Origin of the sequence: Maricaulis maris (genome assembly GCF_036322705.1) — a bacterium.
In the GTDB taxonomy this organism is placed as follows: domain Bacteria; phylum Pseudomonadota; class Alphaproteobacteria; order Caulobacterales; family Maricaulaceae; genus Maricaulis; species Maricaulis maris_B.
In genome coordinates, this window is sequence record NZ_AP027270.1 from 515,586 (window position 1) to 531,838 (window position 16,253).

Below are 16,253 nucleotides of genomic sequence, written 5' to 3' on the forward strand. Positions count from 1 at the left end.
TCTAGGGCCTCCGGAAGTCACCTTCGCCCAGCGAGATGCGGGAGCCGCCATCGCTCGGTTCGGTGATGCGGCGAAAATTGGCGGCGGCATAGCCACGTTCGGCACAGTCGCGCCGGCCTTCGGCGACGAAGCGTGCGGGCGCGACGCAGAAACTCTCCGAACCATCGATCAGGCCGCGGCGGCCGGCGGTGTTGATGCGTTCGGCGTAGAAGAAAGCGGTCGGGGTCTCGAAGCGCGTTGCCAGTACTCGCGCGCACTCACCGGCATGGATGCGCCACCAGCCGCGCGACTGCCAGATCGTGCCGACCTGATGGCCGATCGCGACCGCGATATCGCCGTCGGCGTCGTTGCACACGGTCAGGCCACTGGCCGCATTGCGGGCCAGGGCGCGCGCCTCAAGGGCGTCGATCAGGGCATCATTATCGGGCCGGCTCGACAGGCCGGCATCGCGCAGGAAGGTGGAGACAGCCCGGCGGGTCGTATTGCCTTCCAGGCCGTCCACCGTGCTGCTCGGATAGCCTGCCGATTGCAGCAGGCGCTGGATCCCGGCTGTGGTGGCGCGGCGCCCGAAATCGACCGGCTCGACCAGTACCGTACGCTCGCGATCCTCGCCCTCGCGGATGAAGAAGTCGCGGGACGCCATGCCAAGCGACGAGCAGCGTGTATTGGCGACGACCTCGAAGTCGGACTCGTCAACGCAGAGCGGGACAGTGCCGCGCCATTCGCGAACGCCGCCGAGATAGGCGATCGAGGACTTGGCGTAATAGAAGATCGGCTGGTCGCTATCGAGGTCGACATCGTCGGCGATGGTGACGCAATTGCCTGGCCGCAGCCGGGTCCAGCCTTCGATGGCAACCCCGCCCTCAACCGCCCAGGCGGCGGCGGCTTCAACGATATAGCTGGTCTCGTTGCACAGTTCGGCTGCATCGGCGCGCGGCGCGGACGTCAGGAGCAGGACGGGCAGGGCGAGAAGGCCGGCAAGCAGGTAACGCAACATGCGCGATCATCCCATGTCGGGCAGCAGGGCGACAATCTCTGCCCGCAGCTGGTCGACGCCGTCTTGCTTGGCGCTGGAGGTAGCGACAACGCGCGGGAAGGCGGCCGGTCGCTTGGCGATCTTTTCGGCGGTCTCGCCGATCAGGCGGACCACGGCGGGCGGTTTGATCTTGTCGGTCTTGGTCAGCACGATCTGGTAGCTCACGGCCGCCTCGTCGAAGACGTCCATGATCTTGAGATCGACGTCCTTGAGTCCGTGCCGGCTGTCGATCAGCAGATAGACGCGCTTGAGATTGACCCGGCCCCGCAGGAAGGCCTTGGTCAGGCGGGTCCATTTCTCGACCACCGGCTTGGGTGCCTTGGCATAGCCATAGCCGGGCAGGTCGACGATGCGCAGATCGCTGCCCTCGACCTCGAAGAAGTTGAGCTCGCGCGTCCGCCCGGGTTCGCCCGAAGCGCGGGCGAGCCCCTTCTGGTTGGTCAGCGCGTTGATCAGCGAGGACTTGCCGACATTCGAGCGCCCGGCAAAGGCGATTTCCAGCCTGTCCGGCTCGGGCAGATGATCCAGTGCCACTGCGCCCATCAGGAAGGTGCAGGGGCGCGAGAAGAAACGCCGCCCGAGGCCGGGATCGAGCTCGTCGCTACCGTCGGTCAGGACGCGTCTCCCCCGCCACGCTTCATCAGGCGGGCAATCAGCTTGTCGACCTGGGTCTCGTTCCCGTGGCGCCGCATGATGATGTATTGCTGCAGCACGGAGAGGAAGTTGTTCCAGGCCCAGTAGATCACCAGACCGGCCGCGAACGGGGCCAGGATGAAGGTGAAGATGATCGGCAGGAAGGCGAAGATGCGCGCCTGCATCGGATCCGGCGGCGGCGGGTTGAGCGCCTGCTGGGCGGCCATGGTCAGGCCCATGATGATGGGCCAGGCGCCAATGCCCAGGACGCCACCGATCAGCCAGATGCCGGACGGGTCGTAGGGGATCAGGCCGAACAGGTTCCACATGTTCGTGGGGTCCGCTGCCGAGAGGTCGCGGATCCAGCCGAAGAAGGGCGCGTGGCGCATCTCGATGGCGTTGAACAGGGTCTGGTACAGGGCAAAGAAGATCGGAATCTGCGGCAGGATCGGCAGACAGCCGGCCAGCGGATTGATCTTCTCGGTCTTGTAGAGATCCATCAGCGCCTGTTGCTGCTTTTGCTGGTCCGCCGCGTAGCGTTCCTTGATCGCCGCCATTTTCGGCTGCACGGCCTTCATCTTCGCCATCGAGGCATAAGCCCGGTTGGCGAGCGGGAACATGACGATCTTGACCATCAGCGTCAGCGCCAGGATGGCGAGGCCGAACTGGCCGGTCAGGCCTTCCAGCATGTGCAGCAGCCATACGAAGGGGCGCGCGAGGAACCACAGCCAGCCCCAGTTGATGGCCATGTCGAAGCGTTCGATGCCAACCTCGTTCTGGACCTGCTGCAGCACGTCCAGCTCCTTGGCGCCAGCGAAGATGCGGGTCGTGGAGGACAGGCTCTGGCCGCTCGGGACCGCGATGGCCTGCTCGACATAGCTGGCTTCGAATGCTGTCTCGGCGCCGCGCTCGATGGAGCGGAAGCGGGCGGTAAAGGCGCGGTCCTGATCGGGAATCGCTGCCGCCATCCAGTAGCGCTGGGTGATCCCGACCCAGCCGCCAATGCCGCTTTCCTCGGTCTGGTCACCGTCTTCCAGCTTGCCGAACTTGCTCTGCACCAGGGTGCCGTCAACGACGGCAAGCGCGCCTTCGAACACCGCCATGTTGCGGGTTTCGTCTTCCGGACGGCCCTCGTGACGGACCAGGCCATAGCGGGAGAGCTCGACTTCCTGGCCGGAATTGTTGGTGACGACGTCGGTCAGGGTGAAGAGGTAGTTCTCGTCAACCGAGATCACCCGCTCGAAACGCAGGCCCGACGGGCTGTCATAGGTGAGGGTGACGGGTGTGTCGGGCGTCAGGGTCGAACCCGAGGCCAGCGTCCACTCGGTCGAGCCGCCCGGCAGGTCGGCAAAGCCCGGCGTACCGGAGGTCCAGCCATCACGGGCGTAGAAAACATGGTCGGAGCCGATCGGGTTGAGCAACGCCACCGGGGTGTCATCATCGACCGTTTCGCTGTGGCGACGCAGGCGGATATCGTCGAGGCGGGCGCCGGTCAGCGACAGTGAGCCGAGCACGGACGGGGCGTCGATGGTGACGCGCTGATTGCCGGCCAGGGCGGTTTCGCGATCAACCGTCGTCGGTGCGGCGGGTTCAAGGGTCGAGGCGGGCAGATCCGGGTCGGCCAGCTCGGCGGCGGCCTCCACGGCGGCGGCCTGCTCGGCGCGACGCTCCTCTTCGGCCGGGGCCATGACGAATATCTGGTATCCGGTCAGGATCACCAGGATCAGACCCAGTGCGATAAACAGGTTGCGTTGATCTTCGCCCATGAAAACTCAGGCCTCTTGCGCTTTGTGTTCGCGACCGCCTGGCGTTTTGTCATCGACAAGACTGACCAGAGCGCTTTCGACATCCCCCACCAGGCGCGACCAGTCCCGATCGGGCGTCGTCGCGCGTGCGATGAATACATAGTCAATGCCGGGCTGTCCGTGGAGGGGGAGAAGCAGCCGCACAATCTCTCTCAGGCGCCGCTTGGCGCGATTGCGGATCACGGCACCGCCGATCTTGCGAGTCGCGGTGAAGCCGGCCCCGATATGCCCGGGCGAAACATCGTCGGCCCCGACACGCAAAGAGCTGCCTCTCGAGCGGGCCTGTATGACCACACCCGATCGGACGGCTTTTTTGCCTTTTGCGACGTGCAAAAATTCGCGCCGCGTTTTCAACCGTTTAACGGAAGGAAGCGGCGCTGACATCGTCCTTAGGCGGACAGACGCTTGCGGCCCTTGGCCCGGCGACGAGCCAGGATTTGACGGCCGGATTTCGTCGCCATGCGCGCACGGAAGCCGTGCCGGCGCTTGCGGACGAGCTTGGACGGCTGAAATGTACGTTTCACGGTCGCGCTCCATTGGCGTTCAATTCGAGAGCGGCGGCAATTACGCGCTTGAAGCAGCGGCGTCAAGGGTTCATGCCCCGCAGGACGCAGGAGAATGACATGCCCGAGACGCCGGTCCAGCCGCCCTCAATCCCGCCGAAAGGGCCGAATAGCGCGGCCCGCTGGCTGCGGCCAGTCATTCTTCTGGCCCTGATCGGTCTGATTGCGGCACTGCTGCTGACAGGGACCGGTCCGCAGGAGCTGCTGGGCTGGCTTCGCGACAGCCGGGGGCTGACCCGTGAATTCACCAGCGCCCATCTCTGGCTGGCGGCGTTTGCCTATACCGGTCTTTACATCGCCTTGGCGAGTTTGGCCCTGCCGGGTGCGCTCTGGCTGACCATCGGGGCCGGATTCCTGCTCGGTCCGGTCTGGTCGATACCCGTCTCCATGGCCGGGCTGACAATTGGCGCGCTGAACACGCTCATCCTGGTGCGCTTTCTGGCCGGTGACGTCCGGCGGGACCGTCTGCGCGCCCGCTATCGCCGCATCGCGGCCGGCTTTGAGCGTAACCAGTTCAGCTATGTCATTCTCCTGCGCCTGCTGCCGCTGCCCTATTTCGGCGTCAACCTGGCAGCCGGTCTGTCGAGCGTGCGCTGGGAGGCGTTCGCGTTGGGCACCCTGATCGGCTCGATCCCGTCCATCATCCTCTATGCCGGCTTTGGCGCCGGACTGGGTTCCCTCACCGAGATGAACAGCCTGCCGGGACCGGGTGCACTGCTGCAGCCATCTGTGCTCGTTCCGCTTGCGATGGTGATCCCGCTGGCGCTGGCTCCCGTGATCTGGCGGCGCTGGCAGCGCCGCGCAAAAGCGGGCGCCTTGCCGGACGAAACGCTCTAGGCTATCGGCGAAACCGATGTCGACAGACCTGCCCCCCTCCGGCGACGAGCCTGCTCGTTCGACTATCGCGCCCCTGACAGGGGCGCTCGACAATCTGCGGGCGCAGCTCCTGATGGTGACGGTGGGCCTGATCGCGGCGGGTCTGGTGCTCGTCTATTTCCCGGCCGCGGCGAGTTTCCGCCTGCAATGGATGACAGACCGGGCCGAGGCGGCGCACCTGGCCGCACTGGCGGCCGATGTCGCTCGCGGCGGGGCCTTGGGTGAGGATGAGGTGCGGGCCCTCCTGATGGGCGCTGACGCCGTCGCAGTGGCCCGTGTCCGAAATGGCATGAATGAGCTGGTCCTCTATTCCGGTCCGATCGGCGATGGCCTGGTCGAGAGCGATCTGCGCTCCGCTGGCTGGTGGACCCATATCCGCGACACCATCGACACGCTCAACGCCTCTGATGACCGGCTGCTGCGCATCCGGGCGCGTCCGCGCGGCGCGCCGGACGAGCTGATCGACGTCATCGTCCGGGAAGCACCATTGCACGCAGCCCTGCGTGATTTCTCCCGGCGCCTGCTGATCTATGCCAGCCTCGCGGCGATCGCCGTCGGTGTGGTTCTGTACTGCGCGCTCTTCTTCCTATTCGTGCGACCGATGCGGCGTCTTGCCGGCGCCATGACCCATTTCCGGGAGAACCCCGCTGATGCCTCGCGCATGATCCGGCCCGGCACCGCACGCAACGAGATCGGTCAGGCCGAGCAGGAGCTCGCCCGCATGCAGGCGGATATCCGCCAGGCCCTGCTTCAGCGCGAGCGACTGGCGGCGCTTGGCGGCGCCGTCGCCAAGATCAATCACGACCTGCGCAATGTGCTGACCAGCGCCCAGCTGGTCTCGGACCGTCTGGCCATGGATGCCGATGACCGCGTGCGGGGCATGGGCGAGCGCCTGGTCCGGGCTGTCGACCGCGGCATTCGCCTGTGCGAGGCGACGCTGGAGTTCGGTCGGGCCGAGGAAAGCGCTCCGGTCCGTCAGTTGATCCGGGCCCGGGCCCTGCTCGACGAAGTCGCTGATGATGCCATGCTGGCCGAAGGCGAGGTCATCTGGGTCAATGAGGTCGGCGCCGAAATCTGTCTCGATGCCGATCCCGACCAGGCACACCGGCTCTTTCTCAATCTCTGTCGCAATGCGATCCAGGCGATGCAGGCTGTTGAGGGCGAGCGCCGACTCACGGTGCGCGCCACGCCGGTGTCGCCCGTTGGCGACGGGCCCGACGAGGTCCGGGTCGAGCTGTCCGACACCGGACCCGGTCTGGCCCCGAAAGCGCACGAACGTCTGTTCCAGGCGTTCAGCGGCTCAGCCCGGCGCGGCGGTACCGGGCTGGGTCTGTCGATAGCCCGTGAGCTCGCCCGCGCTCATGGCGGCGATGTGGCGCTGGTCGCGACCGGACCGGACGGGACAATCTTCGCGGTGCAACTACCGGCCGCCAATCAGGGCTGACGGGCCTGGCCTTCGCGGCGCGGATCGGCGCCACCGACCAGCGTGCCGTCTTCGAGCCGCCGGACAATATGCAGACCGGAAATCTCGCCGCGATTGGCGTCCAGGGTGAAGCCGAGATCGGTCAGCCCGGACAGGATAGTCGGATCCATGCCGTCCTCGACCCGTACTATATCGCCGCGCGCCACCACATTGGGCAGCTCGATTGCCTGTTGCGGGGTCAGTCCCCAGTCCAGCATGCCGACCAGGGTCTTGGCCGTGTAGGCAATGATGGAGGAGCCGCCCGGTGATCCAGTGGCCAGAACAAAGGTGCCGTCGCGGTCGAAGACGATGGTCGGCGACATCGAGGAGCGCGGCCGCTTGCCGCCATCGGGCGCATTGGGCACCAGGGCGCCATCGGCATCTGTCGGCGTGCGCGAGAAGTCCGTCAGCTGGTTGTTGAGGAAAAAGCCGCCCGCCATGCGGTGGCTGCCGAACACGCTCTCCACCGTGGTCGTCATCGAGACCACATCGCCATCGCTGTCGACGATCACGAAGTGACTGGTGCCGGGGGAATCCGGCGTGGCATCGGCACCGGGCGCCTCGATGCCCGGAGGAATGCCGGGGACCGAGGTCGGCAGCGCCGTGGTCCGGTTGATACCGGCCGAGCGTGTGGTGATATAGTCTGCGTCCAGCAGGCCTTCGCTCGGCACGCTCACGAAATCGGGGTCGGCGACATAGGCGTCGCGGTCGGCATAGGCCAGGCGGCTGGCCTCGATGAAGCGGCGCCAGCCCTCGAGGGTCTCCGGGCCGGTTGCCGACATGTCATAGGGTTCCAGCAAGCCGAGGATCTCGTTGACCGAAATTCCGCCGGAAGCCGGCGGCGGCGCCCCGCACACGGTCCACTCGCGATAATCACGGCAGATCGCCTCGCGCCGGATGGCCTGGTAGCTGGCCAGGTCGCTCAGGGTCAGGCCGCCGGGGCGGGGCTGATCCTGGACGGCGTCGATGATCGCCTCGGCAAGCGGGCCTTCATAAAGCGCTCGCCAGTCCGCCGCGAGGGCGCGCGTGGTCTCGGCATAGGCCGGATTGCGCAGCAGGTGGCCAGCGGGCAGGGGGGTGCCGTCATCGGTGAAGAAATAGTCCCGCGAGGCCGGCCACTCGTCGAGCGGTCCGCGCGGCGCCATGCCGGCGATAAAGCCGGCCAGTCGCGGTGATATCTCGAAACCGTCCTCGGCGAGGACGGTCGCCGCCTCGAACCCGTCAGCCCAGTCCAGCGCGCCGTGATCGGCGTGGGCCATGGCCAGCATGGCGACCGCACCCGGCACGCCGATCGAATGACCCGAGAAGACCGCTTCGGCAAAGCCCAGCGGCTGGCCATTGGTGTCGATGAAGAGCTCGGGTGTGGCGGTGGCCGGCGCGGTCTCGCGACCGTCATACACGGTCAGATCGCCGGACTGCGCGTCATAATAGACCAGGAAGGCCCCGCCACCGAGACCGGAGCTTTGCGGCTCGACCAGACCCAGAACGCTCTGCACCGCGATGGCCGCATCGATCGCATCGCCGCCAGCGCGCAGGGCTTCGAGCCCGGCCTCGACGGCGTGCGGGTTGGCGGCCGCTACCATCGCCTGACCCTGCGGCGGCGCCCCGGCCGTGTCCGGCGTCTCCTGTGCATTCGTGCAACTGGCGAGAAAAAGGCCACCCGCGAGCGCGGTGGTGGCGAACAGGAAACGCAGCATCTAACTTGCCCCTCAGAATTGTCCGGTCAGACTGGAGTCCGAAGTGACAGTTAAGAGGCCGGTCATGTCAATGCCAGCACCCCGCAACAGCCTGACCGATATCGCCGGTCTGCGTGTCGGACAGGTCCATGATGCATCGGCCAGGACGGGCGTGACCGTGATCCTGCCCGACCAGCGCGCGGTCTGCGCGGTTGATGTGCGCGGTGGCGGGCCGGGAACGCGCGAGACCGATGCCCTCGCCAGTCACACCCTGGTCGACGCCGTCGACGCGGTGGTCTTGTCCGGCGGCTCCTCCTACGGCCTCGCCGCTGCGGATGGGGTTGCCGCCGCGCTGGGCGCGCGCGGTGACGGGTTCGCGCTGTTTGACCTGCCCGGCGTTCCCAAATCGCCGGTGGTCCCGTCGGCCATCCTCTATGATCTCGCCAATGGCGGCGACAAGCGCTGGGGCGAGGAACCGCCCTATCGGGCGCTGGGCAAGGCAGCGCTGGCCGCTGTCTCTGACACGGTCGAGCTGGGCGCGTTCGGGGCCGGTCATGGTGCCCGCGCCGGTCTTCATCCCGGCGGCACCGGCACCGCCAGCCTGGCCCTGTCCGGCGAGGGCGGATGCGTCGCCGCGCTGGTCTGCGTCAACAGTTTCGGCTCGGTTACCCTGCCGGGTGCCGACGATGTCTATTGGGCCTGGCCGCATGAGATCGGGGGCGAGTTCGGGGGCCGTCGTCCACCGGCCGACTGGCGTCCTGCGCCCGAGGACTGGGGGGCCGCCAAGATGCAGCCCGGCCCGCGCGAAAATACCACGATTGCCGTGGTCGCGACCGATATTGCGCTGACCCCGGCACAGGCCAAGCGTCTCGCGATCATGGCCCAGGACGGTCTCGCCCGCGCCATCCGCCCGGTTCACACACCGTTCGATGGTGATGTCGTCTTCGCCTTGTCCACAGCCGCGCACCCCCTGGGCGCGGGCGGCGAGGCCCATCTCGCCCGGCTCGGCTCGGCCGCCGCCGACTGCCTTGCCCGGGCCGTCGCCCGCGGGGTCCATGCGGCCCGGCAGACCAGCCGCTGAGAGGCGCTGCGCATCACAGTGCATTTGCCGCAATCGGGGACTTGCCATCGGGAAAACCCGAGGCTAGGTTCCGCGCCTCTTCGGGGCTGAGACCCCGGAGCCATACGGCCTGCACCGGTAGCTCAGTTGGATAGAGCACTAGACTACGAATCTAGGGGTCGGGAGTTCGAATCTTCCCCGGTGCGCCATTTTTCTTTAAGTTCCCGCTCCGCTCAACCCTAGCCCGTCACTGCTTTCGGCGATGGGGTCGATGCTCACATGGAACGCGCTCAAGGCTGTGGGGTTTGAGTCTGGTCCCGCCGGGTGCGCCATTCTTCTTTGATCTCACGGCAACTCGCTCCGCTCGACCCGAGCCTGTCGCTGACTTCGGCGACGGGGTCGATGCTCGCATGGAACGCGCTCGAGGTTGTGGGGATTGGATCTGATCCCGCAAGGTGCGCCATTTCTCCTCGATCTCACGGTAACTTGCTGCGCCAGGGCCTCCATTGAGGCTGGCTGACCGCCTGAGGGGATGGCGCGCCTGGCAGTTCGGCGCCGTGCATCATGACTTTTCCGCCCAGCGGACCGGTGACGATCTGGGCAGTGAGTGGAATCTCTGGCTGAACTTTGACCTGCCGCGCGATGTCGGCCTGTCATTCCAGTATGCCGACTTTGACGGCTCGGACAGCCCGCTGGCGCCCGCCGACCGTCGCAAGCAAAGGGTTGTTCTGACCTATAGCCGCTGATCCGTCAGAGGCCGCGAACACAAAAAAGGCCGGGCGAATACGCCCGGCCTTTTTCTGTCTGCAATCGCGCTGAGGGTCAGGCGGCTGATGCGGCTTCGCGCTGCATGCGGCCAGCGACCGCATCGATGATCTTCCAGTCGCCATCGACATCATCGCTGGCATAGAGGTGACCATCGACATAGGCGGCCGATGTCGTGCCGGCCGGGGCATCCGTGCCCGCCAGCTCGGCGATGATGGCGGCGGTTCCGGTCAGGCCGATAACCGGCTTTCCCTTGGCGACAAAAAGCTTGGCCAGCGCCATGGCGCTCTCGCTCTGGGTGACGGCATCCTCAAGCAGGACGAGGGCGTCATAAGCGTTCTCGTCGATATTGGCGACGGTCTCCGCAACTGCGAAATTGATCTCCGTGGTGCCATTCTTGCCCCGCAAAAGAGCCGGCTGCCCGGAAACCAGGACGGCACGACGATTGTGGCGGGCAAGCGCATCCGTAGCGGTCTGCAATTGCTGCACATTCACGGATTCAGCGACAAATGCCGCAACGCGGCTCGGACGGGGACCATGTTTCATCAAGCGAGAATTCTCCATTTTTGCGGGCGCAGTTCATCCGGCGCCAAATAACTATCCGAGTTAGACATAATGATCATGGGGAAAGAATCAAGTGCCGCATGTGCTGTAAAAATATATTGAAGCGATAATCCGCTATCCATCTGCGCATCTATTAAAGTTATTTTTGGGTCTGATTATAAGTATGGCCATTGTCGTGATTATTCTGCCCTTGATATTTAACAAGTGCAGTTGCTTTTTATCATGTCTGCTTGTGTCTTCTGCGCACGTTGATGGTTTCAGCAGTGCGCCCGCCGCCTGGCCCCCTGGTGCAGGAAGGGCAGCGCCGTCGGGCCGTCATTCCAGCCCCTCATCGGAAGCGGCGAGGGGATTGGGCAGGATCCGGAGGCTCGGGATCAGTCCCGAACAGCCGCGTCTTCGAAACGGGCTTCGCCTGACTCCGTCCAGGCCGCATCATCCTCGGCCCGTTCCGTCAGTTCCACCACCGCAAGCGAGGTCGTCGCAGTCGGCTCGAAGTCCGCCTTGTCCTCCGAGCGAACCGGTGCCGTTCCGGTGCGCCGGATCAGCATGAAGCCGGTAAGGCTGAACAGCGCGATGGCGGCAAACAGGAAGAGGCCGGAGGGGCCGACGAAACTCATCACCGAGGTGGCGGCGAGCGGGCCGATCATGGAGCCGAGCCCCCAGACCATCAGGATGCCGGACATCATGCTGGTCGCCTGGCCTTCCGGTGCGCGATCGGCTGCGTGGGCGACCGCGATGCCGTAGTAGGACAGAGCACCGGCGCCCCACAGTCCGGCAATCGCGAAGATCGCCAGCGGCGGCAGCAGGGTGCCGAACAGGGCGAGGACCAGTGCGGCAGCGCCCGACGTCAGCGCGAGGCCGGCGATGACCATTCGGCGATCGATGCGGTCGGACAGCAGTCCGGCAGGCCAGGTTGCGATGACTGAGCCGCCGATCATGGCGGCGTTGAAGAGGGCGGCTGTCCGGGTAACGCTGTCCCCGGCAAAGTCCTGGATGAAGACAGCATAGAGCTGGAGCACGGCCCCGGAGACGATGCCGGAAATCAGCGCGGCGATGATCGCCGAGGGTGCGAAGTTCCAGATCCTGAACGGGCTGAACGGTTTGGCGGTTGGCGGGGCGGGCTCGGCGCGCCGGGTTGCGCAGACCGGGATGAGGCTTGCTGTGAGAAGGGCGGCAACGATCAGAAAGCCGGTGGCGGTGCCAGCGGGCGCACCGGCGACCAGAAAGGGGCCGGCCATGAAACCGAGTTTTGAGGTCACCAGGTAGAAGCCGAGGATGGCGCCCCGGCTCTGGCTGGGCGCTGCGTCTGCGATCCAGCTTTCTCCCGAAGCCAGGAAACCCGCAACGGACACACCGATGATGAACTGGACCAGCATCCACCAGGCCATGGCACCGCTGATATAGAGCGCCGCGGCGCCGAGCGAGGCGGCCGCCGCGAAGCCGGCAATCGCCCGGATGTGTCCGATCTGCATGATCTCGCCCGGGGCGAGGCGGGCGCCGAGCAGGAAGCCCAGCGCGTAGGACGAGACGATCGCACCAATCTTGAGTGGAGCAGCGCCCTGTGACAGCAGGGTCAGCGGCCCGACGACCGAGAGTGCGCCGACAGCCGTCTGCATGACAGCCAGTGCGAGCACGATGGCGGCCACATTGCGATAGCTGTCGGTTCCGGTAGCGAGCGTTGTGGGAGCTTTCATGGAGTCTCGTCGACAAGGGGCGGCAGGAGGACCCGGCTGACCAGGCGGACTGGGCCCAGCTTCAGGCAGACGCGCAGTGGTTTCAAGGGGGCGTCGGCTCAAACCGGCAATTCGGTGGTATTCTTGATCGCCTCCATGGCGAAACTGGCACTGACATCGGACAGCGGCGCAATGGCGATCAGCTTCTTGTAGGCCTCATCATAGGCGCGCACATCCGGCAGACACAGCTTGATCAGATAGTCGATATCGCCGCTCAGCCGATAGAATTCGACGACTTCCGGCATGCGGGCGACGCCGTCGGCAAAGCGCTTGAGCCAATCGGCATCATGATGGCTGGTGCGGACCGTGACAAAGAGCGTGGCCTGCAGATCGAGCGCCTCGGGATCGAGCAGGGCCACATGTTTGCGGATCACACCCGCCTCGGCGAGGCGCTTGAGGCGGCGTGCCGTCGGCGTGGCGCTGAGCCCGATCAGGTCGGCCAGCTCCTGGACCGTCCGGTCGGAATCGCGCTGAACGGCCCGAAGCAGTTTGCGATCATGATCATCAAGAACCATTTATAAGCTCATCTATAGCTGAAAACACCAACATATCCCGTTACCACGCCTGAAGTTTGGTGAAAACAGCTCCTCAGGCGATGGTTCTATAGTGTCCAGCTAACCGGAGCTGCCTGATGACTGTCCTCTCCCATCGTTCTGACCGCCTCGACGAGGTCCGAAAGGGGCTGGTCGGCGCGGACCAGATGCTGGTCACGCCCTTTGGTGAAAAGCCCTTCCTATACGCCGACTACACCGCGTCGGGGCGGGCCCTGCGCCAGGTTGAGGCCGTCGTCGGGCGCTTGATGGCGGACTATGCCAATCCTCACAGCGAGGACAGTGCGACCGGTCGGGCCAGCAATCGCTGGATGCGTGAGGCCGAGACCGTCATTCGCAAGGCGGTCAATGCCGCCCCCGATGATTGCCTCCTGCCCTGTGCCGCCGGTGCCACCGGGGCGATCCACAAGCTCCAGGAGATCCTCGGACTCGCGGTTGCGCCGGCCAGCCGCGCTGCGCTTGGCGTCTCGGCGGGGCCGGTCGGGAAGACGGTCGTTTTCGTCGGTCCCTATGAGCACCATTCCAACGAGCTGAGCTGGCGCGACAGCCTCGCGGAGGTTGTGATGATCGGGCTGGATCCGGCCGGCGGAATTGACCTGGAGGCCCTCGCGGTCGCGCTGGCGGATCCGCGTTTCGACGGGTGGCGCAAGATCGGCGCCTTCTCGGCGGCGTCGAATGTGACGGGTATCCGGACCGATATCTCCGCTCTCGCGCGCTGCCTGCATGCGCACGGGGCCATTCTCTGTCTCGATTGCGCGGCCAGTGCCCCCTATCAGCCCATCGACATGCATCCGGCCGACGACCCACAAGCGTCGATCGATGCGGTCTATTTCTCACCGCACAAATTCGTGGGTGGTCCGGGCGCGTGCGGTATCCTGGTCTTCAACGAGCGGCTCTACCGGCGCGATCTGCCGCCGACCCAGAGCGCCGGTGGCACGGTCCGCTATGTCTGGCGCGATGGTCATGACTTTCTTGAATCGATCGAAGCACGGGAACGGGCCGGTACGCCGGGCCTGCCGCAACTCGTGCGGGCAGCGCTGGCGATGCAGATCCAGTCGGAGATCGGGGCCGATGTGATCAACGAGCGCGAGCATGCGGCGCTGGAGGCGGCTTTCGCGGACTGGTGTCCGCACCCGCAGATCGAGGTGCTTGGTTGCCAGCTACCCGCCCGCCGGCTCGGTATCGTCGCCTTCAACCTGCGCAATGCGGCCGGCGAATTGGTTGAGCCCCGTTTGGTGACGCTTCTGCTCAATGACCTGTTCGGCATCCAGTCGCGTGCGGGATGCTCCTGCGCCGGCCCCTATGGCCACCATCTGCTGGGCATTGACGATGAGACGACCCGGGAGATCCGGGCCCGGGTCCTGTCCGGCGAGGTCGGCGCACGTCCCGGCTGGTGCCGGGTCAGCCTGCACTGGATCATGTCCGAGGCTGAGATCCGCTATCTCATCGATGCGGTCTGTTTTCTGGCCGAGCATGTCGATTTCTTCTCCGGCTTCTACGACCGGGACGTCGTCAGCGGTGGCTGGCGCTGGGCGGGTGATCCGATCGGCAATGACGTCGTCTGGCCGGCTTCCTTGCTGGACCGCCACCTCGAGACGCCTGACGCGTCAGAGGCGAGATCAGGCGCTGATGACGCGGATCGTCTGCAGGCGCCCTTCCGGTCGGCGCGGGACATGGTCCGTGTGTTTCGCGGCACCGATCTTGGTCCGCGCAATGTGGAACTGATCGACGCCTGAGCGTCGGTCCGCCTCACATCGTCAGATCCGTGACCGGAATTTCAGGACACCACAATCCTCGAGCAGCCTGTCGATTTGCGCGCGTGCTGCGCTATCCAGAGGCGTGCGGCGGGGATAGAGCGGCGCCGCAGTGTCGCGATCATTGACCCATGGCGCATCCCAAAGCTCGGTCGCCTGGATGAAGGCCCGGGCGCGGGCTTGGCCGCCGGTCTCGAGGCAGCCAGCCAGACAGGTATCGACATAGGTCTGTGGAATGGGGTGGTTGGCGTCGGCCCTGACCTGCTCGCGATTGACCACGATCCAGTAACGCCCCTCCGGCAGGTCGGAGCGATCCTCGCCGGCGGGGTGGACGCTGGACGGGTCGAGTTCGGTGAAGACATAGCCGCGCTCGCGATGGCGCAGCGCATCGGTAATCTCGGTCGGGACGAGGGCGGCGTGAAGGATGTGGCCCGCAACCGGCCGGACACCGGCATAGGTCGCTGCCTCATCGCCATAGCGGACCGTCCACCCGCGTCGCCAACCGGTCGCGATCACCGGCCGGATCTCGCTCTGGATGCCTGAATAGGTGCGCCGGCTGTAGCTGCTGAGCAAGCTGCCATAGCCGATCATGTAGTCCGACACGCGCCTCTCCCTGCCGCAAAAGCAAAACGGCGCGGATTGCTCCGCGCCGTTTCATACTGGATGGCTCAGCGCCTGTGTCCAGCCTGCCTAGCGGCGCGAGCGCCGGGTCGAGCGCGAGGAACGCGACTCTGACGAGCTGCTGTAGGACGCCTGGGCGACCGGGACTTCCTCGGAATAGACCGAATTGTCGACCGGCATCTCGGTCCCATAGAGATAGGTGTTGGCCTGGCTCGACGGGGCCGTCTGGCGCGAGGCCATCGGCTGGACTTCCGAGCTCATCGGCGGGTTGTGGCCCGGGATGTTGATCTCGTTACAGTCCACCAGACGCCATTCCCAGCGCTCTTCCGTGCGCAGCGAGTAACGGGTGATGGTCTGGGTCTCGACCGGGACGACATGGCTGTCGACCGTGGCATGCTGATCGAGGACTTCGACGCGATAGGTGTCGCGTTCCTCGGCGATCGGAATTTCCTCGATGCGGGCTTCCTGGACCAGGACATCGCGCGTGATCTGGGCGTACTCGGCGGGGTGGTTGACCTCGCGGATGGTAGCCGGCTGCACAACGATGTTGCGGGTCACGGTCTGGTATTCGCCGGCTTCCTCGACCAGGCACCAGACTTCACCGGTTTCGCTGTCGAATCGGGTCATCGATGCGCCCGGCACATAGCCCCGGCGCCAGACCATGCGTGGTTCGCGCACGAGGATGGTTTCGGTGACGGTGTCATGGGTGGCCGGGATGACCTCGTATTCGACATAGGCCGGACGAACCTGGACGGTCTCGGTGCGGCTCTCATAGACCGGCTCGTGCACGATGTAGCGCATGCCGGCGTCACGCGAGACATATTCGCGATACTCGTCCCGCAGGCGCGGCGGTGCCACGTCATAGCGCTCATAGGAGTCCTGGGTCGTGACCTGTTCGGAATAGGTGTCGTATTCGGGCGCGACGCGGATGCGCGCATAGCACTCACCTGTTGCAGCCGTGCTCGGCGGATCCGGCGGGAACCATTCGGTGTCACCTGCAAAGGCTGAAGAGGCGCCAAGCAGCACGATGGCGCTTGCGCACAGGAGTTGGTCTTTCATCTTGGATCCCCCTTGGAAACTGTCCCGAGTCGCGCTGGCGAACGCAAACGGATGACAGAGGGTTAACGGAAACGAGGGGTCTCGTTAACCATTAT

At 65.5% G+C, this 16,253-nt stretch carries 16 protein-coding genes and 1 tRNA gene; 6 read left to right on the forward strand and 11 right to left on the reverse strand.

Annotated features, from left to right (window positions below; genetic code table 11):
* Position 1: 1 nt before the first annotated feature.
* From AAA969_RS02250 to rpmH, 5 genes are all read right to left on the reverse strand, one after another.
* Positions 2 to 997 carry a DUF1036 domain-containing protein gene (locus tag AAA969_RS02250; RefSeq protein WP_338243175.1) on the reverse strand — a complete coding sequence of 332 codons (996 nt, stop codon included), beginning with the start codon at positions 995 to 997 and terminating at the stop codon, positions 2 to 4.
* Between the two features lie 6 nt (positions 998 to 1,003).
* Positions 1,004 to 1,579 carry a ribosome biogenesis GTP-binding protein YihA/YsxC gene (gene yihA, locus AAA969_RS02255; RefSeq protein ID WP_338243177.1) on the reverse strand — a complete coding sequence of 192 codons (576 nt, stop codon included), beginning with the start codon at positions 1,577 to 1,579 and terminating at the stop codon, positions 1,004 to 1,006.
* Between the two features lie 68 nt (positions 1,580 to 1,647).
* On the reverse strand, positions 1,648 to 3,435 hold the full coding sequence (yidC, locus tag AAA969_RS02260) for a membrane protein insertase YidC (RefSeq protein ID WP_338243179.1): 1,788 nt from the start codon (positions 3,433 to 3,435) through the stop codon (positions 1,648 to 1,650).
* A 6-nt stretch (positions 3,436 to 3,441) separates the two neighbouring features.
* Positions 3,442 to 3,858, reverse strand: coding sequence for a ribonuclease P protein component (locus AAA969_RS02265; protein WP_338243181.1), 417 nt, complete (start codon positions 3,856 to 3,858; stop codon positions 3,442 to 3,444).
* A 5-nt stretch (positions 3,859 to 3,863) separates the two neighbouring features.
* Entirely contained in the window at positions 3,864 to 3,998 is a 135-nt protein-coding gene (gene rpmH, locus AAA969_RS02270; protein WP_297736733.1) for a 50S ribosomal protein L34, read from the reverse strand.
* Between the two features lie 99 nt (positions 3,999 to 4,097).
* Between rpmH and AAA969_RS02275 the strand changes: the two genes are divergently transcribed.
* A complete protein-coding gene (locus AAA969_RS02275; RefSeq protein WP_338243186.1) occupies positions 4,098 to 4,874 on the forward strand; it encodes a TVP38/TMEM64 family protein in 777 nt (258 codons plus the stop codon).
* A gap of 16 nt (positions 4,875 to 4,890) precedes the next feature.
* Entirely contained in the window at positions 4,891 to 6,357 is a 1,467-nt protein-coding gene (locus AAA969_RS02280; RefSeq protein ID WP_338243187.1) for a sensor histidine kinase, read from the forward strand.
* Here the strand turns inward: AAA969_RS02280 and ggt are convergent.
* Positions 6,348 to 8,072, reverse strand: a complete 1,725-nt coding sequence (ggt, locus tag AAA969_RS02285) for a gamma-glutamyltransferase (protein WP_338243189.1) — start codon at positions 8,070 to 8,072, stop codon at positions 6,348 to 6,350. The genes AAA969_RS02280 and ggt overlap by 10 nt on opposite strands.
* Before the next feature lie 64 nt (positions 8,073 to 8,136).
* Here ggt and AAA969_RS02290 point away from each other — a divergent pair, with 64 nt between their 5' ends.
* From AAA969_RS02290 to AAA969_RS02300, 3 genes are all read left to right on the forward strand, one after another.
* A complete protein-coding gene (locus AAA969_RS02290; RefSeq protein WP_338243191.1) occupies positions 8,137 to 9,132 on the forward strand; it encodes a P1 family peptidase in 996 nt (331 codons plus the stop codon).
* A 111-nt stretch (positions 9,133 to 9,243) separates the two neighbouring features.
* Positions 9,244 to 9,320: transfer RNA gene (locus tag AAA969_RS02295), tRNA-Arg, on the forward strand.
* Between the two features lie 297 nt (positions 9,321 to 9,617).
* Positions 9,618 to 9,857, forward strand: coding sequence for a hypothetical protein (locus tag AAA969_RS02300; protein WP_338243193.1), 240 nt, complete (start codon positions 9,618 to 9,620; stop codon positions 9,855 to 9,857).
* 76 nt (positions 9,858 to 9,933) lie between these two features.
* Here AAA969_RS02300 and AAA969_RS02305 read toward each other — a convergent pair whose 3' ends face one another.
* From AAA969_RS02305 to AAA969_RS02315, 3 genes are all read right to left on the reverse strand, one after another.
* Positions 9,934 to 10,422 carry a hypothetical protein gene (locus AAA969_RS02305; RefSeq protein ID WP_338243195.1) on the reverse strand — a complete coding sequence of 163 codons (489 nt, stop codon included), beginning with the start codon at positions 10,420 to 10,422 and terminating at the stop codon, positions 9,934 to 9,936.
* Between the two features lie 392 nt (positions 10,423 to 10,814).
* Entirely contained in the window at positions 10,815 to 12,134 is a 1,320-nt protein-coding gene (locus tag AAA969_RS02310) for an MFS transporter (protein ID WP_338243197.1), read from the reverse strand.
* A gap of 98 nt (positions 12,135 to 12,232) precedes the next feature.
* On the reverse strand, positions 12,233 to 12,688 hold the full coding sequence (locus AAA969_RS02315; RefSeq protein ID WP_338243199.1) for an Lrp/AsnC family transcriptional regulator: 456 nt from the start codon (positions 12,686 to 12,688) through the stop codon (positions 12,233 to 12,235).
* Between the two features lie 116 nt (positions 12,689 to 12,804).
* Here AAA969_RS02315 and AAA969_RS02320 point away from each other — a divergent pair, with 116 nt between their 5' ends.
* Positions 12,805 to 14,460, forward strand: coding sequence for an aminotransferase class V-fold PLP-dependent enzyme (locus AAA969_RS02320; protein WP_338243201.1), 1,656 nt, complete (start codon positions 12,805 to 12,807; stop codon positions 14,458 to 14,460).
* 21 nt (positions 14,461 to 14,481) lie between these two features.
* Here AAA969_RS02320 and AAA969_RS02325 read toward each other — a convergent pair whose 3' ends face one another.
* Both AAA969_RS02325 and AAA969_RS02330 read right to left on the reverse strand, forming a co-directional pair.
* Complete coding sequence (locus AAA969_RS02325) at positions 14,482 to 15,081, reverse strand: hypothetical protein (RefSeq protein WP_338243203.1); 600 nt, start codon at positions 15,079 to 15,081, stop codon at positions 14,482 to 14,484.
* Between the two features lie 87 nt (positions 15,082 to 15,168).
* Complete coding sequence (locus AAA969_RS02330; protein WP_338243205.1) at positions 15,169 to 16,158, reverse strand: hypothetical protein; 990 nt, start codon at positions 16,156 to 16,158, stop codon at positions 15,169 to 15,171.
* Positions 16,159 to 16,253: the final 95 nt, after the last annotated feature.